The following is a 21,768-nucleotide window of genomic DNA, read 5'->3' as shown; positions in this document are numbered from 1 at the left end:
TTCATCGTCCTCGCGGTGGCACCGCCATGCAGCACCGCGAGGGGTCTGGAAGGCTCAGCCGAAGCGGCCGGAGATGTAGTCCTCCGTCGCCTGGACCGACGGGTTGGAGAAGATCCGCTCCGTGTCGTCGATCTCGATCAGCTTGCCGGGCTGCCCGACCGCCGCCAGGTTGAAGAAGGCCGTACGGTCCGAGACACGCGCGGCCTGCTGCATGTTGTGCGTCACGATGACGATCGTGAACCGCTCCTTCAGCTCACCGATCAGGTCCTCGATGGCGAGCGTCGAGATCGGGTCGAGGGCCGAGCAGGGCTCGTCCATGAGCAGCACCTTCGGCTCGACCGCGATCGCCCGCGCGATGCACAGACGCTGCTGCTGACCACCGGAAAGCCCCGAACCGGGCTTGTTCAGCCGGTCCTTGACCTCGTTCCAGAGGTTCGCGCCCTTCAGGGACTTCTCCACGACGTCCGCGAGCTCGCTCTTCTTGTACGAGCCGTTCAGCCGCAGCCCCGCCGCCACATTGTCGAAGATCGACATCGTCGGGAACGGGTTCGGCCGCTGGAACACCATGCCGACCTCGCGGCGCACGGACACCGGGTCGATGCCCTGCCCGTACAGGTCCTCGTCGTCGAGCAGCACCTTGCCCTCGACCCGGCCGCCGGCCGTGACCTCGTGCATACGGTTGAGCGTGCGCAGGAACGTCGACTTGCCGCAGCCGGAGGGGCCGATGAACGCCGTCACCGAACGCGGCTCGACGGTCATCGAGATGTCTTCTATCGCCTTGTGGGCACCGTAGTAGGCGGTCAGTCCGCTTACGTCGATTCGCTTGGCCATGATTACGTCACTTCCAGAATTCTCGGTCGCATATGGCCGCGTCAGCGACCGGTCTTCGGGGCCTTCCAGCGGGCGATGCCGCGGGCCACCAGGTTCAGGATCATCACGAAGGCGATCAGGGTGAGCGAGGCCGCCCAGGCCCTGTCGTACGACGCGTCCGCACCTGCCGCGTACTGCTGATAGATGTACAGCGGCAGCGACTGCTGCGCACCCTCGAAGGGGTTGTTGTTGATGAACCGGTTGCCGAACACCAGCAGCAGCACGGGAGCCGTCTCACCGGTGATACGGGCGATCGCCAGCATGATGCCCGTCGTGATGCCGCCGATGGAGGTCGGCAGGACCACCTTCAGGATGGTGCGCCACTTCGGGACACCGAGCGCCAGGGAGGCTTCGCGCAGCTCGTTCGGGACGAGCTTGAGCATCTCCTCCGTGGAGCGCACGACCACCGGCATCATCAGGATGGCCAGGGCCAGCGAACCGGCGAAGCCGAAGGGCTCCAACTTGAAGATCAGCATGAGGCTGAGGATGAACAGACCCGCGACGATGGACGGGACACCCGTCATCACGTCGACGAAGAAGGTGACGGCCCGGGCGAGCTTGCCGCGGCCGTACTCGACCAGGTAGATCGCGGTGAGGATGCCGATCGGCGCGGCGATCAGCGTGGCGAGGCCCACCTGCTCCAGGCTGCCGATGATGGCGTGGTAGATGCCACCGCCCGGCTGGGAGTCGGCGACGATGCCCATCGAGTGGGTCAGGAAGTAGACGTCGAGGACCTTCACACCGCGCGAGATGGTCACCCACACCAGGGAGACCAGCGGGACGACTGCGAGCAGGAAGGCCACCCAGACCAGGCCGGTCGCGATGCGGTCCTTGGCCTGACGGCGGCCCTCGACGCTCGCGGCGATGACGTACGTGGCGACGAGGAAGATCAGCCCGGCGATCAGGCCCCACTGGACCTTGCTGTCGAGGCCGGCGCCCAGGCCGATGGCGACCGCCACGGCGAGCGAGCCGGCGGCGATCACCCAGGGCGACCACTGGGGCAGACGGGCGCCGCGCAGGGTGGAGGCGGGCCTTTCGGCGATGGCGGCGTTGGCGCTGTGGCTCATGCGTTGGCCCCCGAGTACTCCTTGCGGCGGGCGATGATCATGCGGGCCGCGCCGTTGACCAGCAGGGTGATGACGAACAGGACCAGACCGGAGGCGATGAGCGCGTCCCGTCCCTGCTCGGTGGCCTCACCGAACTTGGAGGCGATGTTCTGGGCGAAGGTGCCGCCGCCCGGGTTGAGCAGGCTGCCGTGGATGAGGAAGTCCGGGGAGAGCACGGTGGCGACGGCCATCGTCTCGCCGAGCGCACGGCCGAGGCCGAGCATCGAGGCGGAGATCACACCTGAGCGGCCGAAGGGGATCACCGCCATGCGGATGACCTCCCAGCGCGTGGCACCGAGGGCGAGAGCCGCCTCCTCGTGCATCTGCGGGACCTGGCGGAAGACCTCGCGGCTCACATTGGTGATGATCGGCAGGATCATGATCGCGAGCAGGATGCCGACGGTCAGCATCGAGCGCGGCGCACCGCCGTCCCACGAGAAGATGCCGGTCCAGCCCAAATAGCTGTCCAGCCAGCCGTAGAGGCCGTTCATGTGCGGTACGAGGATCAGGGCGCCCCACAGGCCGTACACGATGGACGGTACGGCGGCGAGCAGGTCGATCACATACGCGATGGGACCGCTCAGCCTGCGCGGGGCGTAGTGCGTGAGGAACAGCGCGATCGCGACGGCGATCGGAACGGCGAGGACCATGGCGATGATCGAGGAGACCACCGTGCCGAAGGCCAGGACCGCGATGCCGAAGACCGGCGGGACGGACGTGGCGTTCCACTCGAAGGTCGTGAGGAAGTTGCCGTGGTCCTTGCTGATCGCGAGGGAGGCGCGGTAGGTCAGGAAGACCGCGATCGCGGCCATGACCACCAACAGGAAGATGCCCGACCCACGGGAGAGACCGAGGAAGATCCGGTCACCGGGTCGGGTGGCACCGCGCGCCGCGCGCTTCTGTTCGGCGGTGGGCTGCGGGGCGGGTGGGGGAGCGTCGGTTATCTGTGTGGAAGTGTCCATCGGGTTCTCCGGTCTGCGGAGCCTCACGCGGAGTGCGGCTCTGCGAAGCCGTACGGGAGGTACGGCTCGTGGCGGCGGTGCACCGGACCGCACTCGGATCAGCTCAGGCCCTCGATGGTGGTGCGGACCTTGGCGATGATGTCGGCGGGGACGGGCGCGTACTTCAGGCCCGGCAGCAGGCCCTGGCCGTCCTCGGAGGCGATGTAGCGCAGGAACGCCTTGGTGGCGGGCAGGGTGTCCGCCTTGTTGCCCTTGTCGCAGACGATCTCGTACGTGACCAGGGTGATCGGGTAGGCGCCGTCGGCCTTGGTGTTGTAGTTCAGCTTGAGCGACAGGTCCTTGCCCGTGCCCACGACCTTCGCGTCGGCGATGGCCTTGGTGGCGCTGTCGCTGCTGGGCGCGACCGGGGCGCTGGCACCGGTGTTGATGCTGGCGGCCTTGACGCCGTCGGTGACGTAGGACAGCTCGAAGTAGCCGATGGCGCCGTTGGTCTGCTTGACCTGGGCGGCCACACCGGAGGACTGCGCGGCGGACTGGCCGCCCTTGGCCTGCCAGGCCTTGCCGCCGGAGTACTTCCAGTTGTCGGGCGTCGCGGCGATGAGGTACTTGGTGAAGTTGTCCGTGGTGCCGGACTCGTCCGAGCGGTGGAACGCCTGGATCTTGAGGTCGGGCAGCTTGGCGGACGGGTTGAGCTTCGCGATCGCCGGGTCGTTCCACTTGGTGATCTTGCTGTCGAAGATCTTCGCAAGGGTCGGGGCGTCCAGGACCAGGTTGTCCACGCCGGACAGGTTGTAGCCGACCGCGATCGGGCCGCCGACCATCGGGAGGTCGATGCCCTGGCCGCCGGAGCAGACCTTCTTGGAGGCGGCGACGGCGTCGGGCTTCAGCGCCGAGTCGGAACCCGCGAAGGCGAGCTGGCCCTGGGTGAAGGAGGTGACACCCGCGCCGGAACCGCCGGCCTTGTAGTTGATCTGCACGCCGCAGGCCTGGGAGAACTGCGCCACCCACGCGTCGATCGCGTTCTTCTGCGCGGACGAGCCGTCGGAGAGCAGCTGCCCCTTGGCGCCGTCACACTTGATCTTGCTGGCACCGGTGGTGGAGGAGGCGCTGCTGCCGCCACTGCTGCCGCCGCCGGTGTTGTCCGAGCCGCACGCCGTGAGGACCAGGGCGCTCGACGCGGCGAGAGCACCGAGGGCGATGGCCCGCCGATTCATGCGCTGAAGCTTCACTTGAAAGAGTTCCTTCCAGGAGCCGCCGTCCTGAATGCGGCGGCGTGCGAGGTTGAAGTCCCGGCGACGACGGGACGCACCTTCCCCGAGGCACGACCCACATCGCGTAAGGCCGAAATTAGGCAGACCAGGTGAAGGCGCCTACGGCCGGAAATGAACGACAGGTGAACCCCTGCCGACGGTGTGGTTAGGTCACGGAACGCTTACGGGGAGAGCACATGAAGGTTCCGGCCTTCTTGGTGTCTCCCTCCACGGTGACACAGGAGTGACACTCCCGCGGGAACCCGTGTGGTCGGCGAGCCGTCTCGTTCCCCGAGAGCAATCGGGGAGGGCGCAACATGGAACGTCGTACGTTCATCGGGGGCGGCGCGGCCGCGCTGGCGGCGGTGGCCACGGCCGCGTGCAGGGGCGGTTCCGCCGACGCGGACACCAGCACCTCCGCCTCGTCCGGCTCCTCCGGTACGGCGATCAGGTCGACGTCCGGCCAGGCCGCCCCCGCGAACTGGACCGCGCTCTCCCGCGACCTCGACGGCACCCTGATACGCCCGGGCGAGGCCACCTGGACCACGGCCCGCCAGCTGTACAACACCCGCTTCGACGGCCTGAAGCCGGCGGCCGTGGCCTATGTCGCCCACGCCGACGACATACGGACGACCCTCGCCTACGCCCGGGCCCACAACATCCGGGTCGCGATCCGCAACGGCGGCCACTCCTACGCGGGTTGGTCCTCCGGCAACGGCAAACTGATCGTCGATGTCTCGAAGCTGAAGCAGATCCGGGTGGGCGGCGGCCAGGCCGTCGTCGGCGCCGGCTCCAAACTGATCGACGTCTACCGGGCGCTGACCGCGAAGGGCGTGACGATACCCGCGGGCTCCTGCCCCTCGGTCGGCGTCTCGGGCCTGGTGCTGGGCGGCGGCCACGGCGTGGTCTCCCGGGCCTACGGCCTGACCTGCGACAGCCTCACACAGGCCACCCTGATCACGGCGGACGGCAAGCAGCTGACCGCCGACGCGACGGAGAACAAGGACCTGTTCTGGGCGCTGCGCGGCGCAGGCAACGGCAACTTCGGCGTCGTGACGGAACTGCACTTCAAGACCCACCCGGCCCCGCAGGCCGTCTCCGCGTACCTCACCTGGCCCTGGTCGAAGGCCGCCGCCGTGGTGAAGGCCTGGCAGGAGTGGGGCCCCGACCAGCCCGACGAGATCTGGTCCTCCTGCCACCTGGAGAACGGCGGCTCGCCCACCGTGTCGGTCGCCGCCTTCTCCATCGGCACCTACGGCGAACTGCAGAACGCCCTCGACCGCCTGGTCTCGGCGGTCGGCTCACCGGCCCGCAGCGAGACGCTCAAGCGGCACACCTACGAGGGCGCGATGGAGGCGTACGCGGGCTGCTCGTCGTTCCGCACCGAGGCCCAGTGCCACCTCCCCGGCTCCACCCCGAACCGCAACCCTGAGGGCGCCCTGGGCCGGGAGACCTACACGGCCCGCTCGGACTTCTTCGACCGCTCGATCTCCCCGGCGGGCATCCAGACCCTGCTGAGGAACATCGGCTCGGTCCCGGGCGGCGCGGGCAGCATCGCGCTGACGGCCCTGGGCGGCGCGGTCAACCGCGTCTCCCCCACCGCAACGGCCTTCGTCCACCGCCGCTCCCGCATGCTGGCCCAGTACCTCGCATCCTGGCGGGCCGGCACGACGGGCGGGGCGGCCCAGACCTGGCTGACCAACACCCACAACGCCATGCGCCCCTACGCCTCGGGAGCGGCGTACCAGAACTACACGGACCCCACCCTGACGAACTGGCGCCAGGCGTACTACGGGGATGCGGCGTCCCGCCTGACGGCAGTGAAGAAGCAGTACGACCCGAACCGCTTCTTCACGTACCCCCAGTCGCTGTAGCGCCCTGAAGGGGCGCGGGGCTGTATCGATCTGCGGCTCCGCCGCGATGGGGGTCCCCCCGCTCGAGCGAAGCCGAGAGTGGGGGAGCGACCAGCCCCGACGCACCCGCAGACGGTCACGGGCCTTCCAGCGGAGCGCTTACGCAGCGAGGTCCCGCTCCTCCGCCGCTTCTCTTCGGGCCCCCGGGATCAGCGCATCCCGCCCCAAGGCCGCCCGCCCGGGGCTCCGCACCAACCACCCACCCCACGCCGACCCCTCAACAGCCCTCACCACAGGCGTGAGCAGCAGCATGGCAACCGGCGAAAGCAGCAACGCCACAGCCGTCCCCAGCGCAAACCCCCCGACCACATCAGTCGGGTAGTGCACGCCCATGTAAACCCGGCAGAACCCCTCAAGCAGCGCCAACCCGATCCCCACAACCCCGAACTTCCGGTTGGCGACAAACACCCCCACCGCCATCGCCATGGTGATCGTCGCGTGATCGCTCACAAACGAGAAGTCGGTCTTCCCGGACACCAGCACATCAAGCCCGTCGTGCGTCCGAAACGGCCGAGGCCGCTCGACGAACCCCCGTATCGGCACATTCACCAGTACCGCAAGGGCCGCAGCCACCGGCGCCCACACCAACGCGGCGACAGACGACGCGGCGTCCTCGTCGCCCCGCCGCCGCACGGACCACCAGCACCCCACGACCAGCAGGACCATGGCCAGCAGCAGCCCGTACTCGCCCACGAAGGAGACGACCCGGTCGAACCAGTGCGGCGCGTCCTTGGCCAGGCCATTGATGTCGTAGAGCAGGTCGACGTCGGGGTTCGACCCGGATTCGGCGAGTCCAGCCATGGTGCTGCGGCCCCTTCGTCGTCTGCTGCCGGACGTACTCGCGCACGCCCGCTTGTCCACCCCCGTGGTTGTAGGTCACGTCGCGGACAGCCACCGGGATGACTGTCGGATGACTACGAGAACAGGAACGCACGGTCCCAGTTACTACGTTCCACACTCCACCGAATGATCACGCAGACGTTATCGAAGAGAGACTCATCACCGCAGCTCAGGGGGTGGGTTCACGCTCGGTTCACACCGTGGTGGGCAGTGCTTTCGCGCCATCTTCGGTGACTCGCGTGGCTCCGAAGTACTCGGAGGTGTCGATGGGGTCGAACCGGATCACCGCGCCCGTCCTCGGCGCGTCGATCATGTACCCGCCGCCCACATAGATCCCCACATGGTGGATGGCCCGGGAGTCGGTGGGGTCCGTGGAGAAGAACACGAGATCGCCGGGCAGAAGCTCGTCACGCTTGGGGTGCGGCCCCGCGTTGTACTGGTCGTTGGCGACCCGCGGCAGCGTGATCCCGACACTCTCGTACGCGGCCTTGGTCAGCCCCGAGCAGTCAAAACGCCCGTTGTCCGCGGCGGTACCGTCGCCGCCCCACAGATAGGGCGTCCCGAGCTTCTTCTGCGCGTAGTAGATGGCCGCGGCGGCCTGCTTGCTGGGATCGACCCGGCTGACGGGCGCGGCGAAGCTCTCCTCGAGCGTCGTGATCGTCTTGACGTAGTTCTGGGTCTCCTTGTACGGCGGCACGCCCCCGTACTTGATCACCGCGTAGGCCCCCGCGTTGTACGACGCGAGCATGTTTTCGGTCAGATTCCCGGGTACGTCCTTGACGTACGAGGCGAGCTGGCAGTCGTACGAGGCGGCGGACGGAATGGCATCCGCCGGATCCCAGACGTTTTTGACGCCGTCTCCGTTGCCGTCGACGCCGTGCGTGGCCCAGGTGCCCGGAATGAACTGCGCTATCCCCTCCGCGGCCGCCGGGCTCTTGGCGTTCGGATTGAACCCGCTCTCCTGGTAGAGCTGCGCGGCGAGCAGCGCGGGGTTGAGGGCGGGGCAGAGGTTGCCCCACTTCTGCACGATGGCCGAGTACGCGGCGGGCACGGCCCCCTTGGCCAGGGCCTTGGTACCGCCGCCCACCCCGTTGATGAGGTTCCCGGCGACGACGTACACCCCGACGACGAGCAGCATGACGAAGGACAGAGCAGAGCCGACGGCAACGCCGGCAACGATCCACGCCTTACGCACCGTCAACCGCCCCTCACCGCCCGGGAGTCCGAAGCCCACGTCAGTCTAGGGCCGCATCCGTCTTCCGGGGAGATCAAGCGCCCCATAGGGGCGCGAGGCTGTATCGACATGCGGCTCCGCCGCGATGGGGGTCCCCCCGCTCGAGCGAAGCCGAGAGTGGGGGAGCGACCAGCCACGACGGCGCTGCAGACGATCGACGGCACATGCCAACCCCGCGACGGAGCCGCAAATCGGCGCACCCGGCGGAGCGCCGACGCATCAGTTGGTGGCGTCCCGATACAACTCGGCCGCTTCCGCCCCGAACACGACGCTGTACGAGATGTCGTCCGTACTGCCGCCCTTCTCGTGCCCGCCCAGGATCCCGACGACCGCCTTGTCCCCGTTGACCCAAGGACTGCCGCTGGTCCCTCCCGACAGTCCGGGGCAGTCGATCCGCTGCTGGGTGGAGCTGTGCCTGGTCGGTCTGTTGGTGCAGCTGACGGGCACTTCACGGGCGCTGGGATACCCGGTGATGGTGACGGCGGTGGCCCCGGTCGCCACGCCGGCCACGAAGGGGTTGCCGCCGACGGCGTCCTCGACGCTCTTCCCGTTCTTGTTCTCGACGACGGCGAAGGCGACGTCACTGTCCTCGTGCTGCCCCTTGGCCCACCCGTCGGGCAGGAACGCCTTCCGCACCGTCCACGTCCCGTACGGCGCCTGCCCGCCCCGGTAGCCCGGTACGAAGATGAGGTCGCCGTCCTTGCTCCCGTTGAGGCAGTGGGCCGCCGTGACGATGAGATTGCGGTGCGGGCTGTACACGACGGAGGCGGTGCAGAAGTGCCCGCCGGCGAGTGAGGACCGCCGGTCGGCGTCGAAGAGGGCTCCGACCTTCCTGGACTGCGCGTTGTCCACCGCGACAACGGTCACACCGAGGGGCCCCGGCCCGTCGTCCGCATTGGCGAGGGAAGCGGAGGTGAGCGCGGGCACAAGGAGCACGACAGCCGCGCACAGGGGACTGGTGACACGCCTGCTGATGCGTGGGATGCGCTTCATCGGCGCCCACTGTGACCCACGAAGGTGAGAAATCCGTCTGACGTTCACTTGGATCTCTCCGTGAACGATCCTCCCTGCGGCTGGGGCTGCGGCTGCGGATGGCGCACGGAAGCGCCGTACGCGACACCCGGGTGCCGGGGTCGCAGACGGGGCAGGGCGCCCGGCGACACGGACATGGCTCGCTGCCTCCGTCTCTCCACCGCTTCGGCGTCGCCACCACCGTACGGTGCGGCGGCCGACCTCGCCTCCGCGTCATGCACCGGCCACGCCTGTGCGGTCTGCGTGTACCGCGGCTCCTCCTTCGCCACAACATCCTCCCTTCACTCTCCGAACCCACACCATCACGTTAGGCCACCGGACTGACATTCGGCAGGCAACACGGTCCTGGCCGTGTCCTACCCGGCGTCGTCGGGGGCCCCGCTGCCGCGCGGCTCGATGCGCTCGATCAGCTGCCCGCTCCAGGCCCGCAAGGCCTCGGCCTGCTGAGGTGTGAGCATGTCGAGGAAGTAGTGGCGGATGTTTCCGGCATGCACGAGGACGGCGCTCTGCACGGCGCTGCGCCCTTTGTCGGTCAGCCCGATCCCGGTGCGGCGGCCACCGGCGCCGCGCTCGGTCCGCTCCACGAAACCGCGGTTCTCCATGCGCGTCAGCTGGTGCGAGACGCGGCTCTTCTCCCAGTCGAGCGACTCGGAGAGCTCTCCGACGCGCATCTCGCGGCCGGGGGCCTGCCAGAGCGTCACCAGCACGCTGAACTCGGCCTTCGAGATGCCGCAGTCACGCTGCAGACCGCGGTCGAGCTCCCTGGTGAGCAGGCGCTGCGCGCGCATCCAGGCGTCCCAGAGCTCCCACTCCTCGGGTTCCAGCGTCCGCGACTGAGCCATGACGGGCAGCATACCGAGCCAAGGTGTTGACGCGTCAACTCATCCCTTCCTAGAGTTGACACGTCAACTCCTGTGGAAGGAACACCATGGCACTGCGCATTGGGATCATCCTCGGCAGCACCCGCCCCGGACGCCGGGGCGAGCCGATCGCCTCCTGGGTGCTCGACACGGCGCGCGCCCACGGCGGCGCCGACTACGAGCTCATCGACCTCGCCCACCACCGCCTCGGCAACCTCGACGAGGGCGGAAATCCGACCCACCGGCAGTACGAGCACCCGCACACCCGCGCCTGGTCCGCGCTGATCGACGACTTCGACGGCTTCGTGTTCCTCGTCCCGGAGTACAACCACTCCTTCCCCGGCGCACTCAAGAACGCGCTGGACTACGTCTATGGGGAGTGGAACGACAAGGCCGCCGGCATCATCAGCTACGGCGGATGGGCCGCGGGCGTCCGGGCCGCCGAAGCGCTGCGGCTCGTGCTCGCCGAGCTCCAGATGGCCACGGTCCGCACTCAACCCGCCATCGCCCTGCTCCCGGCGTTCGAGACGGGCGCCTTCGTCCCGGCGGAAGGCCTCGCCGCCGCGGTCTGCGGCATGCTCGACCAGGTCATCGCCTGGTCCGGCGCGCTGCGCGCCGTACGCGAGGCCAAGGCCGAGGCGCACGCAGACGTCCTGCCCGCCGCAGCGCCATGACGCTCAGCCGGTCACAGCGGCCTTGCCCCCGGCCGGAGTGACCGCATACCACTGCCCGCCCTTCCCCTGGCCGTTCAGCTGCCCGGCCCCCGTATCGCCCACATACCGGTACAACGGCCAGCCGCCCAGGGTGAGTTGCTTCCTGCCGTTGCGGTGGACCGTACCGAGCAGACTCTTCTCGACGCCCACCGTCTGCACGGAGTCCGACACGATGACCGGAATCCACGTCTTCACGCACGCACCGGCACACGTCCACCGGGACGGATGCGGCCGGTCCCTGTCATAGCGGTAGAGGGTCGCCCCCGTGCCGTCGGTGACCACGCTGCCCCCGCCCTTCACGGCCTCGGCCCGCACCGTGACGGTCGAGGCCGTCTGCCCGCTCCCGGACGCCCCGCCGCCGACCGGTGCCGAGGCCGCCGGAGCCGACGTGACCGGCGCGACGCCGACAGCGCTCGTACCGGAGGCGCCGCCGTTCATGGAGTCGCACGCCGCCAGCAGGAAGGCGCAGACGAGGCCCGCGGCCGAAGCGAGGACGATGCGGTGCTGGATCACAGAGTTGCCCCTCTTCGGGGTCGCCATCCACATGCCCACTCCATACGTCGGGCAACTCCCGCACTCTCAGCCGCCGATGCCACATGACGCAGACTTGACCCCCGCCCCGCCCGGACGGGGACGGCCACGGGCCGAGGTGACGCGCGTCAACCTGTCTCCCACCTGTCCGAATACTGTGCACGAAGTCAAGCCACCCCCAACCCCCCTCCATCGCACCGCCATTGAGCAGCAATCCGCCAACCGCCTTCAGTAATGCGGCAGTCAGAATTCCGAAACTGCCTTGTTTGTCGCGTACTCAACAAGCGATGGTCTACGCGGGTCGCCGCCCCTGCCGAGAACACCCGGCAGTCCCCCCACCGCAGGCCTCTGCCCACCACTTCCAGGAGGCTGTACGTTGCGTACGACCACCCCCGACTCCCCCCACATATCCGGCAGATGGCGCCGGATCGGCTCGGCCGCCGCGGCCACCGCGGCGCTGGTCCTCGCCGGATTCGGCACCGCCGTCCAGGCGAGCGCCGCCACCACGGCCACGACGGCCGCCCACAAGGTGAGCACCAAGGCGATCGCCGCGCAGGTCGCCAAGGCGCACGTGCAGTACACGAAGGCCTGTGGCGCCATCCCGAAGAAGGGTTACGCGGCCTGCAACGCCCTGCGTGTCACCGGCGGCACCACCGCCTTCATGGAGAAGCAGGCCGCACTCAAGGGCGTCGCCCCCAAGACCATCAAGCCGGACGCCACCACCGACACCCCGACCGGTTACGGCCCGTCGGACATCCAGTCGGCCTACGGCCTGACCGACGCCGCCTCCTCCAACGGCTCCGGCGAGACCGTCGCCATCGTCGACGCCTACGACGACCCGAACGCCGAGGCGGACCTGGCCACGTACCGCGACTACTACGGCCTGAGCTCCTGCACCACGGACAACGGCTGCTTCTCGAAGGTCAGCCAGACCGGCTCCACGACCTCCCTCCCCTCCGCCGACAGCGGCTGGGCCGGTGAGATCTCCCTCGACCTCGACATGGTCAGCGCGACCTGCCCGAACTGCAACATCCTCCTCGTCGAGGCCAAGTCGGCGTCCGACGCCAACCTGGGCACCGCGGTGAACGAGGCCGTCAAGCTCGGCGCCAAGTTCGTCTCCAACAGCTACGGCGGCTCCGAGTCCTCCTCGGACACGACGTACGACTCCTCGTACTACAAGCACCCGGGCGTCGCGATCACCGCGAGCGCCGGCGACAGCGGCTACGGCGCCGAATACCCGGCCGCCTCCAAGTACGTCACGGCAGTCGGCGGCACCAAGCTCTCCACGTCCTCCAACAGCCGCGGCTGGACCGAGAGCGTCTGGAACACCAGCAGCACGGAGGGCACCGGCTCCGGCTGCTCCGCGTACGACGCGAAGCCCTCCTGGCAGACCGACACCGGCTGCAGCAAGCGCATGATCGGTGACGTCTCCGCGGTCGCCGACCCCGCCACCGGCGTCTCCGTCTACGACACCTACGGCTCCGACGGCACCGGCTGGAACACCTACGGCGGCACCAGCGCCTCCTCCCCGCTCATCGCCTCGGTCTACGCCCTCGCCGGCACCCCGGGCGCCGGCGACTACCCGGCGCAGTACCCCTACAACGCGGCCGGCACCTCGGCGCTGAACGACGTCACCAGCGGCAGCAACGGCACCTGCTCCACCAGCTACTTCTGCACCGCCAAGTCGGGCTACGACGGCCCGACCGGCTGGGGCACCCCCGAGGGCCTCACCGCCTTCACGGCGAGCTGACCGCAGTAAGCGGCAGGACCACCCCGTCGGGTCACGGGGAGCCGCCCGCACGAGGGAGTACGTGGGGCCTCCCGGGCGGCACGGAAAGGGAAACGGGTCACGGCAGCCGGCCGCGGCCCGTTTTCCCGTACGCCCCGCCGCCCCGACGGGACAGCGCGTCAGGCACCATCTCCGGAGAACGTCGACGTCCGCTCCACGACGCCCCGGGGGAAACCGCATGAAGCGCACGCTCTCAGTCCTGCTCACCGTCGCCGCACTCACCGCGCCACTGGCCGGTTGCGGCAGCTCGTCGAAGAACGTCACCGGCACCGTCGTCAGCAAGGACACGGACCACGAGTGCAAGACCAAGAAGAAGGGCTCGAGGCGGACCCGAAGCTGCCACACCGAGTACGAGCTGAAGGTCCGCACCAAGAGCGGCGACGAGGAAGAGGTCGACGTCAGCTACAGCGCCTACAGCAACTGCGTCGAGGGTTCGAGCTACCCCAAGTGCACCACGCGCTGACGACTGACCATCCGTCAACGAGCGGGCCGCGGCCGTCATCCGCGGCCCGCTCGCCGTACCGGATACTCTTCATCCGTTCGCCCGTCACCCGGAGAACATCGGCTCGACCCCTCACCCGACCCACCGTCAGGAACGATTCAGGTCGCGAAAGGGGTCAACGACGGAACCCCGTCACAGGTTCCGCTCAGGCCTCATTGCCCGGCGTGACCAGCCGTGATACACAGAGTGACCTAACAGCTATTCGTACGAAACCCGCCATGCAATGACGCCAAGTCGACATACGAAGGCAGCATTGTCGGCGAGAATGAGCCTGACCTCTGCACCCCCGCAGGGGACTGTGGAACTACCCACCAGGGGCGGTGACTTACATGCTCTTTGCGGCCGACAAGGGAGACATCAACACCATCATCGGCGGGATCGCTCCGGACTGGGGCCCCTTCGGCAGCCTGGGCAACGAGGCGAAGGTCATGATCGAGGTGGTGATGGCCGTCGCCATTCTCCTCTGCCTCGGCATCGCCGTCTGGGGCGCCGCGAAGCAGCGCATCGGCGCGACCGCGCTCCGCGACACCTTCAGCGCGGAACAGGGCAAGGGCCTCATCATCGCCGGTCTCACCGGGGTATTCATCATCGGTTCGCTGGGCACGCTCTTCACCATCGTGTACGGCATGGCCGTCTAGCAGGCCCTTTACGGCAGGCGTCCGCCAGTCCCCGCCGGGCACGCCCGGTCCCCTCCACCCCCACCCGCCCGTCGTGCCCACCGGCTGAGGTTGCGTTTCCCTGATGTCGAGTCACCACACCGCGCCCGCGCGGGAACCAGCACGGCTACCGTCGTATGTCTACGAGCTGGAGAGGGCGTACACGGCATGAGTCTCGGAGACGAGCACGAGGCCTCCGGCGGTTACGGCGGCACGGGCCAGACCCGGACCCGGCTGCCCGACGGGGGCGGCGACGTCTACGGCGGCGCCCGCCGCGGCGGCCGCTCGTCGTCCCGGAGCCTGATCACGGTGGTGGGCGTGGTGGTCCTGCTCATCGCAGCCATCGCCTTCGCGAACCGCGGAGGAGGAGACTCCTCTTCGGACAGCGCGAGCGGCAGCAAGCCGGACGCGGCATCCACGGCGGCCAGCGGGACAAAGCCGGTACGAACGACGGCGGCGGGGATCCCCACGGGCTTCGCACACGACCAGCAGGGGGCGCAGAGCGCTGCGGCGAACTATGCGGTGGCGCTGGGCTCGGCCGACATGTTCAACAAGACCAGACGTGACGCCATCCTGCAGACCATCATCACGCCGTCCCGCGTGGCGGGGTTCGAGTCGAAGCTGGACCAGGCCTACACCCCGCAGTTCAACAAGAACGTCGGTCTCAACGAGGACGGCTCCACACCAGCGGGCTACACCTTCGTTTCCCGCACCAGCCCGATCGGCACCAAGGTCACCGCGTCCTCCGAGAACGACGCGACCGTAGAGGTCTGGTGCAGCGGCCTCCTGGGCCTTGCCGGTGAGAACTCCACGAACCCGGTCACGAACAGCTGGTTCACCATCACCATCAAACTGGAATGGACCGGCGGTGACTGGAAGATCGTGACGCACTCTCAGAAGGAAGGCCCCGCGCCCGTCCCCGGCGACGACAGGGCCTCCAGCGCCGACGACATGGCGAAGGCCGTCGAGGAGTACGGAGGGTTCACGTATGCCCGCTAACCGACGCGCACTCAAGCTGACTGCCCTTGTCGCGACCGTACAAGCCTCCGCAGTCATCATGGCCACGCGTGCCTTCGCAGCACCAACGCCTTCACCCACGGCGAGCAATGACCCCTGCGACCTGATCCACGGCCCCGCCAAGGACTACTGCACCCGCGGCAACGGCGCAAAAGGCCTCACCGGCACCGGTGGCGGTCTGGACCCCACCTCCACCCTCGACCCCCTCTCCTCCCTCGCCAAGGGCTGCGCAAAAGCCGCCTCCTGGACCATCAACAAGCTCAGCGGGGCCGTAACAGAAACCGCGAACGTCGACTTCACCAACCAGAAGTTCCTTCAGCAGTACGCAGTCGTCTTCGCGGCCTCCACCATCCTCACCCTCCTGCTCTGGCTGCTCGCCGTGGCCAAGCGCGCCGTCCGAGGTGTCCCCCTCACGACGGCGATCTCGGAGGCGATCGGTTTCCTCTGGCTGACGGTCCTCGCCTCGGCCTTCACGCCCCTGATCCTCTACACCGTCGTATCGGCGACCGACGGCATCACAGACGTCCTCGCCAAGGCCACCGGCGACCAGACGGACATGTTCTTCGGCACCTTCTCCGGCGCCCTCGACAAAGGCCAGAACATCGGCGGCGGCCCCATCATGCTGATCGTGGTGTCCCTGGTCAGCATCCTCGCCGCCGGCGTGCTCTGGCTGGAGCTGGTCATCCGCGCCGCCCTCCTCTACGTCGGCGCCCTCCTCGGCACCGTCGTCTACGCGGGCCTCGTCGACAAGAACCTGTGGGGCCACGTCCGCCGCTGGGCGGGCATCATGATCGCGGTCATTCTCGTCAAGCCGATCATCGTGATCGTGCTGGGCCTCGCCGGCGCGCTGTCCTCCGCGAACGGCCCGGACTCGTTCTCCGCGGTCGTCTCCGGCCTCGCGATCATCCTGCTCGCCATCTTCGCCAGCGCGATGATCTACAGATTCGTCCCCGGTTTCGGCGACGAGATCGCCAGCGGCCGCAACAACCGCATCATGGCCGGCGCCGAGGGCAAGGCCGCCGCGGTCATCAGCTCCCCGGCGACCATGGTCGCGCAGGGCATCAAGACGCACAGCGCCCGCGCCAACGACAACGGGGGCGGCGGCCAGTCGTCCTCGAACGGCGGCCCCCGCCCCGCCAACCCGGCCACCGGCGGCGTGGCCGCCCACAGCACCCGGCCCTCGAACGGAGGCGGCGGCTCCGTCCCCACCGCAGCCCCCGCACCCCGTTCGTCGAGCCCGGTGAACACCCCGCACGCCAGCAACACCCGCAACAGCAGTACCAACCGCACGGGAGGTGAAGGGCGTTGACGACCGAGTCCCACCTGTCCCATCCGGTCACGCCCCGCCGTACATATCTCATCGGCCGCGCCCGGCCGAACGCGATCGTCGGCCGGAACCGTGAATCCGGCGAGATCGCGCTCATCATCGCGGGCGCTTTCCTCGGCATGATGTGCGGGCTCCTCGTCCCCGTCCTCTCCCTGCGCATCGTGCTGCTGACGGGCTTCCCACTGATCGCCCTCGCAGCGGTCTACGTGCCGTACAAGCACCGCACGTTCTACAAGTGGTTCGAGATCAACCGCAGCTACAAACGCACCCTGAAGCAGGGCACCCTCTACCGCAGCGGTGTCATCGAAGCCGGTACGCGGCTCGACGGACGCGAGGTCGAGGTCGGCCCGCCCCCCGGGATCGGCCGCATCACCTGGCTGGCCGCCCCCTTCGGCCCGGACGAGATCGCCGTACTGCTGCACGCGGACCGCCGCACAGTGACAGCGGCCATCGAGATCGAGGGCCCCGGCGTCGGCCTGCGCGACTCGGAGGACCAGGAAGCCCTCGTCGACCGCTTCGGCACGCTCCTCAAGCACGTCGCCAACGGGGACGGCTTCGTCACCCGCCTCCAGATGCTCGCCCGCACCCTCCCCGCCGACCCCGACGCCCACGCCAAGGACGTCGCCATCCGCGGGGACGAGAAGTCGCCGGGCTGGCTGCAGCACTCGTACGACCAACTGCAGTCGATGGTCTCGACGAGCAGCGAGCAGCACCGCGCCTACCTCGTCGCCTGCATGCACTTCACCCGCGAGCTCGCGGCCGAGGCACACGCGATGGCACGCGCCGCCCGCCCCCAGAACGGCCGCAAGGTGGACCGGGACGCCGGTCTCGCGGTCGTCATGGCCCGCGAGCTCACCGACATCTGCTCGCGCCTCCAGGAGGCCGACATCCGCGTCCGCCAGCCCCTCGGGCAGGGCCGACTCGCCTCCCTCATCCACTCCATGTACGACCCCGACCACCCGATCGACCACATCCAGGCGATGACCAAACGCAACGCCTGGCCGGCCGAACTGGACGCCATGGAGCCGACGTACCTCCAGGCCAAGACCCGGGAGTCGTCCACCCGCGCGCCCTGGTGCCACGCCACGGCCTGGGTGAAGGAGTGGCCGATGACACCCGTCGGCGTCAACTTCCTGGCCCCGCTCCTCGTCCACACCCCGGACGTCATCCGAACGGTCGCCGTCACGATGGATCTCGAACCCACCGAGGTGGCCATCGAACGCATGCTGACCGAGAAGACCAACGACGTGGCCGAGGCCTCCCGCGCCGCCAAGATGAACCGCACGGTCGACCCCCGTGACGTCGCCGCCCACAACCGCCTGGACCAGCGCGGCGAGGACCTGGCGAGCGGCGCGGCAGGCGTCAACCTGGTCGGCTACATCACCGTCTCCTCCCGCTCCCCCGAGGCCCTCGCCCGCGACAAGCGGACCATCCGCGCCTCGGCCGGAAAGTCGTACCTGAAGCTGGAGTGGTGCGACCGGGAACACCATCGCGCCTTCGTGAACACGCTCCCGTTCGCCACCGGCATCCGAAGGTAGGGGCTGAGTTCTGATGCGGGATCCGCTGTCCGTCCTGACCGACGCCTTCACGTCCTTCCTCTTCGGGAAGGTCGAGACCACCCGCCTGCCCGTACGCACCTCCACGGGCCAGGCCCAGGCGGTCTACCTGCCGACCGCCGCCCCGGGCCTCGGCGACTCGGGCGTGATCATCGGCCGCGAGGTCTACTCCGGCAAGGGCTACATCTACGACCCCTTCCAGCTGTACGGCCAGCAGCTCCCGGCCCCGCACTGGCTGGTCCTCGGCGAGTCCGGCAACGGCAAGTCGGCCCTGGAGAAGACCTACGTCCTACGGCAGCTGCGCTTCCGCGACCGCCAGGTCGTCGTCCTCGACGCCCAGGGCGAGGACGGCGTCGGCGAATGGAACCTGATCGCGGAAGAGCTGGGGATAACACCCATCCGCCTGGACCCGACCGCGGCCCTGGACCACGGAATCCGCCTCAACCCCCTCGACCCGGCGATCACGACGACCGGCCAGCTCGCCCTGCTCCGCACGATCATCGAGGTCGCGATGGGCCACGGCCTGGACGAGCGCTCCGGCTTCGCCCTGAAGGTCGCGCACGCCTACGTCAACGAGACGATCGTCGAACGCCAGCCGGTCCTCACCGACATCGTCGAGCAGCTACGGCACCCCGAACCCGAGTCGGCCGAGGCGATGAACGTCGCCATAGAGGACGTACGGGCCTGGGGCCTGGACGTGGCGCTGGTCCTGGACCGTCTGGTCGACGGTGACCTCCGCGGCATGTTCGACGGCCCGACCACGGTCGGCATCGACCTCGACGCGCCCCTCATCGTGTTCGATTTGTCCCACATCGACCGCAACTCCATCGCCATGCCGATCCTGATGGCGATCGTCGGCGTATGGCTGGAACACACCTGGATCCGCCCCGACCGGAAGAAGCGCATCTTCCTGGTCGAGGAGGCCTGGCACATCATCAACAGCCCCTTCGTCGCCCAGCTGTTCCAGCGGCTGCTGAAGTTCGGCCGCCGGCTCGGTCTGTCCTTCGTGGCGGTGGTCCACCACCTGTCGGACGTCGTCGACGGCGCGGCGGCCAAGGAAGCCGCGGCCATCCTGAAGATGGCGTCCACGAGGACGATCTACGCCCAGAAAGCCGACGAGGCGCGGGCGACGGGCCGCGTCCTGGGCCTCCCTCGCTGGGCGGTGGAGATCATCCCCACCCTCACCCCCGGCATCGCCGTCTGGGACGTCAACGGCAATGTCCAGGTCGTCAAACACCTGATCACCGAGACGGAACGCCCGCTGGTCTTCACCGACCGCGCCATGACGGAGTCGTCCGCCGAACGCGACCTGAGGGACGACGCCCTGCGCGCCGCCGAGCTGGAGGCGGAGGAGCGCGCGGCCGCCTTCGTGGAACAGCACCTGAGCGACTTCGAGGGGCCGTCCGAGTCGACGGTGGCATAGCAGGGGAGGCAGGACGTGGTGAGACCGGACGACCGGCGAAGAGACCCCCGGGACGGGCAGGGCGGCATCCCGGACGGGCTCCTGCTCGGGATACTCGCCTTCCTCCTCGGCATGACCCTGCTGGTGTGGACGGCCACGGGCCTCGCCGGCCTGTTCACCAAGGGCAGCTGGCCGCACGGCGTCACCTTCACCCGCACCCCCACGGCCATGCGCCACCTCATCGGCCATCCGCACGACATCCCGGGCGCCTGGCCCGAGACGCCGAACACCCAGCTCTCCGGCTACGGCCTGTTCTGGGGCCTGTTCATCGGCCAGTTGATGGTGCTGTTCGTACTGACGGTGTTCGCGATGGGCACCATCGCCCGCTGGCGCGCAGGCCGCCTGAAGCGCCGCACGCAACCACTCGACCGCCCGACACCCGAGCCGACGCCGACGCCGACGCACTACGAGGTCCCTACGCCGCGGACGGCACCGCACGAACCACAGCCGACGGAACTCCTCCAGGAACCGGCGCCCATGCCCGAGCCCTCGCCCTCCCTGGCCGCCGACGACAGGGCGGCGGTGGGCGGCACGGCCGGAGTGGGTGGTGGGACCGGCAGGGAAAATCTCGTCGTAGCCCCCAGAGAAAGCCGCCAGGCAACGGCGACCCAGGCCGTACGCGACGCGGCAGGCCCGGCTCTCGTCATCACCTCGAACCCGGCGATCTGGTCGGACACCAAGGACGCCCGGTCGAAACTGGGCCCCGTCCTCCTCTACGACCCCGTCCACCTCTGCGACACCCCGGCCCGCCTCCACTGGTCCCCCACCGCGGGCTGCGAGGACAAGGAGACAGCCACGGCGAGAGCCGCCGCCCTGCTCGCCCCGATCCGCCCCACGGCCAAACTCGACCAGGCCCTGTCGGCCACAGCCGAAACGCTCCTGCGCAGCTATGTGCACGCCGCCGCTGTAGACGGCCGCACCATCCGACACGTCCACCGCTGGTCCCAGGGCGCCCAGGTCCAGGACGCGGTCCGCATCCTCCGTACGAACCCCAAGGCGGCCCCCGGCTCCGCGGGCGAACTCGAGGCCGCGCTCACCGCACACCCAGAACGCCGGGACATGGCCCAGGAGTTGACCAGCCGGGCGCTCTCCGCGCTCTTCACCGTCAACATCCGCGAGGCCTGCACTCCAAACCGAACAGATGCCCTCGCCTTGGATTCCTTCGTCCATGAAGGGGGCACGCTTTATGTGGTGGGGGAATCCATCGAGGACCCCAGAAGCAACCCGGGCGCGATGCCCCTTCTGACGGCCCTCGTCTCAAGCGTGGTCGAGCGTGGCCGGCGCATGGCCGAACGGTCATCCTCCGGTCGCCTCGACCCACCACTCACGCTCGTCCTCGACGACGTCGCAGCGGTGGCCCCGCTTCCCCAGCTCCCGGAGCTACTGGCCACGGGAGCGGACCGGGGCCAGCCGACCCTGGCCCTGCTCCGCTCCCGCGAACAGGGCCGCGCCCGCTGGCCGCACGACGAACTGCCGGTGTAGCCGTCAGCCGACCTCGTCCCGTACCAAGGCGAACTCCAACTCGGACTCCCCTGGCCTCTCCTGCAACGGCACGGTCACCCCGGTGGGCGCGAACCCGACCTTCCGGTAAAACCGCTGAGCGCGCCCGTTCTCCTCGTGCACGATGAGCCGCACCCGCTCCACGCCCTGCGCCCAGGCCCACTCCAGGCCGGCGTCGAACAGCACCTCGGTGAGCCCGATCCCCCGACACTCCGGCCGCACGAACACGCCTACGACATGCCCCTGCTTCCGCTCCACCGGAAAGCCGGCCCAGTCGGTCGACCCGGCCTCCTCGACCAGCACGACCAAGGTCCCGACCCACTCTCCGTCGGGCCCCTCGGCAATGATCTGCTGCGCCCCGGACGCGCCCTCGGCGGCGCCGGCCGCCCGCTCCTGCCAGAAGGAATCCGGGCGTGCGATCGCTTGCTCGTAGGTTTCCAGAAAGGCGAGATGCGCTACGGGATCCTGTAGCGAGGCGAGCCGCAACGCCTTCGCGCGGGGCCACTCGTCGGCTTGTATGGAACGGACTTTGTAGTTCATGCAGGCCACGGTAGCCTAAACGCAGAAAACCCCCGCACCGAATGATGCGGGGGTTTTCTCAAAAATTGTTCGGCGGCGTCCTACTCTCCCACAGGGTCCCCCCTGCAG

20 protein-coding genes are annotated in these 21,768 nt (G+C 68.9%); 10 read left to right on the top strand and 10 right to left on the bottom strand.

Going from position 1 to position 21,768, the window contains the following annotated elements; translation table 11 throughout:
* Positions 1–54 precede the first annotated feature (54 nt).
* The 4 genes from pstB to pstS all read right to left on the bottom strand — a co-directional run bounded on the left by pstB (position 55) and on the right by pstS (position 4,167).
* Positions 55–831, bottom strand: coding sequence for a phosphate ABC transporter ATP-binding protein PstB (gene pstB / locus ABD355_RS08235; protein ID WP_115907311.1), 777 nt, complete (start codon positions 829–831; stop codon positions 55–57).
* A gap of 41 nt (positions 832–872) precedes the next feature.
* On the bottom strand, positions 873–1,937 hold the full coding sequence (gene pstA / locus ABD355_RS08230) for a phosphate ABC transporter permease PstA (RefSeq protein WP_344399465.1): 1,065 nt from the start codon (positions 1,935–1,937) through the stop codon (positions 873–875).
* Positions 1,934–2,938 carry a phosphate ABC transporter permease subunit PstC gene (gene pstC / locus ABD355_RS08225; RefSeq protein WP_344399464.1) on the bottom strand — a complete coding sequence of 335 codons (1,005 nt, stop codon included), beginning with the start codon at positions 2,936–2,938 and terminating at the stop codon, positions 1,934–1,936. Before pstC ends, pstA begins: the two co-directional genes overlap by 4 nt.
* Before the next feature lie 98 nt (positions 2,939–3,036).
* A complete protein-coding gene (pstS, locus tag ABD355_RS08220) occupies positions 3,037–4,167 on the bottom strand; it encodes a phosphate ABC transporter substrate-binding protein PstS (RefSeq protein ID WP_344399463.1) in 1,131 nt (376 codons plus the stop codon).
* A gap of 338 nt (positions 4,168–4,505) precedes the next feature.
* On the opposite strand from pstS, the gene ABD355_RS08215 reads away from it, so the two are divergent.
* Entirely contained in the window at positions 4,506–6,062 is a 1,557-nt protein-coding gene (locus ABD355_RS08215) for an FAD-binding oxidoreductase (RefSeq protein WP_344399462.1), read from the top strand.
* 138 nt (positions 6,063–6,200) lie between these two features.
* On the opposite strand, the gene ABD355_RS08210 is transcribed toward ABD355_RS08215, so the two are convergent.
* The 4 genes from ABD355_RS08210 to ABD355_RS08195 all read right to left on the bottom strand — a co-directional run bounded on the left by ABD355_RS08210 (position 6,201) and on the right by ABD355_RS08195 (position 10,049).
* Entirely contained in the window at positions 6,201–6,902 is a 702-nt protein-coding gene (locus tag ABD355_RS08210) for a phosphatase PAP2 family protein (protein WP_344399461.1), read from the bottom strand.
* Between the two features lie 232 nt (positions 6,903–7,134).
* Positions 7,135–8,142, bottom strand: coding sequence for a C40 family peptidase (locus ABD355_RS08205; protein WP_344399766.1), 1,008 nt, complete (start codon positions 8,140–8,142; stop codon positions 7,135–7,137).
* A 252-nt stretch (positions 8,143–8,394) separates the two neighbouring features.
* Positions 8,395–9,168, bottom strand: coding sequence for a trypsin-like peptidase domain-containing protein (locus ABD355_RS08200; protein ID WP_344399460.1), 774 nt, complete (start codon positions 9,166–9,168; stop codon positions 8,395–8,397).
* 395 nt (positions 9,169–9,563) lie between these two features.
* A complete protein-coding gene (locus ABD355_RS08195; protein ID WP_344399459.1) occupies positions 9,564–10,049 on the bottom strand; it encodes a MarR family winged helix-turn-helix transcriptional regulator in 486 nt (161 codons plus the stop codon).
* A gap of 86 nt (positions 10,050–10,135) precedes the next feature.
* Between ABD355_RS08195 and ABD355_RS08190 the strand changes: the two genes are divergently transcribed.
* The gene (locus tag ABD355_RS08190; protein ID WP_344399458.1) at positions 10,136–10,741 is read left to right on the top strand and encodes an NADPH-dependent FMN reductase; all 606 of its coding nucleotides are present in this window, start codon (positions 10,136–10,138) and stop codon (positions 10,739–10,741) included.
* A gap of 3 nt (positions 10,742–10,744) precedes the next feature.
* Here the strand turns inward: ABD355_RS08190 and ABD355_RS08185 are convergent, their stop codons facing one another.
* Positions 10,745–11,320, bottom strand: a complete 576-nt coding sequence (locus ABD355_RS08185; protein WP_344399456.1) for a hypothetical protein — start codon at positions 11,318–11,320, stop codon at positions 10,745–10,747.
* Between the two features lie 367 nt (positions 11,321–11,687).
* On the opposite strand from ABD355_RS08185, the gene ABD355_RS08180 reads away from it, so the two are divergent.
* From ABD355_RS08180 to ABD355_RS08145, 8 genes are all read left to right on the top strand, one after another.
* Complete coding sequence (locus ABD355_RS08180; RefSeq protein ID WP_344399455.1) at positions 11,688–13,061, top strand: S53 family peptidase; 1,374 nt, start codon at positions 11,688–11,690, stop codon at positions 13,059–13,061.
* 217 nt (positions 13,062–13,278) lie between these two features.
* Positions 13,279–13,563: a hypothetical protein gene (locus ABD355_RS08175; protein WP_344399454.1), complete on the top strand. Its 285-nt coding sequence runs from the start codon at positions 13,279–13,281 to the stop codon at positions 13,561–13,563.
* A 368-nt stretch (positions 13,564–13,931) separates the two neighbouring features.
* Positions 13,932–14,240 carry a hypothetical protein gene (locus tag ABD355_RS08170; protein ID WP_014673544.1) on the top strand — a complete coding sequence of 103 codons (309 nt, stop codon included), beginning with the start codon at positions 13,932–13,934 and terminating at the stop codon, positions 14,238–14,240.
* Positions 14,241–14,426: 186 nt separating this feature from the next.
* Positions 14,427–15,257: a DUF8175 domain-containg protein gene (locus tag ABD355_RS08165; protein WP_344399453.1), complete on the top strand. Its 831-nt coding sequence runs from the start codon at positions 14,427–14,429 to the stop codon at positions 15,255–15,257.
* Positions 15,247–16,584, top strand: a complete 1,338-nt coding sequence (locus ABD355_RS08160; protein ID WP_344399452.1) for a hypothetical protein — start codon at positions 15,247–15,249, stop codon at positions 16,582–16,584. The genes ABD355_RS08165 and ABD355_RS08160 overlap by 11 nt, the downstream gene beginning before the upstream one ends.
* Positions 16,581–18,140: an SCO6880 family protein gene (locus tag ABD355_RS08155; RefSeq protein ID WP_344399449.1), complete on the top strand. Its 1,560-nt coding sequence runs from the start codon at positions 16,581–16,583 to the stop codon at positions 18,138–18,140. Before ABD355_RS08160 ends, ABD355_RS08155 begins: the two co-directional genes overlap by 4 nt.
* Before the next feature lie 13 nt (positions 18,141–18,153).
* Complete coding sequence (locus ABD355_RS08150; RefSeq protein WP_344399448.1) at positions 18,154–19,581, top strand: ATP-binding protein; 1,428 nt, start codon at positions 18,154–18,156, stop codon at positions 19,579–19,581.
* 18 nt (positions 19,582–19,599) lie between these two features.
* Positions 19,600–21,102 (top strand): type IV secretory system conjugative DNA transfer family protein, encoded by a 1,503-nt coding sequence (locus ABD355_RS08145; RefSeq protein ID WP_344399765.1) that lies wholly within the window; start codon positions 19,600–19,602, stop codon positions 21,100–21,102.
* Positions 21,103–21,105: 3 nt separating this feature from the next.
* On the opposite strand, the gene ABD355_RS08140 is transcribed toward ABD355_RS08145, so the two are convergent.
* Positions 21,106–21,660, bottom strand: a complete 555-nt coding sequence (locus ABD355_RS08140; protein WP_344399447.1) for a GNAT family N-acetyltransferase — start codon at positions 21,658–21,660, stop codon at positions 21,106–21,108.
* Between the last annotated feature and the right edge of the window lie 108 nt (positions 21,661–21,768).

The organism is Streptomyces longisporus, assembly GCF_039532765.1.
GTDB classification, from domain to species: Bacteria; Actinomycetota; Actinomycetes; order Streptomycetales; family Streptomycetaceae; genus Streptomyces; species Streptomyces longisporus.
The sequence above is the reverse complement of the archived record's forward strand: the minus strand, read 5'-3'. Positions and strand labels throughout refer to the sequence as shown.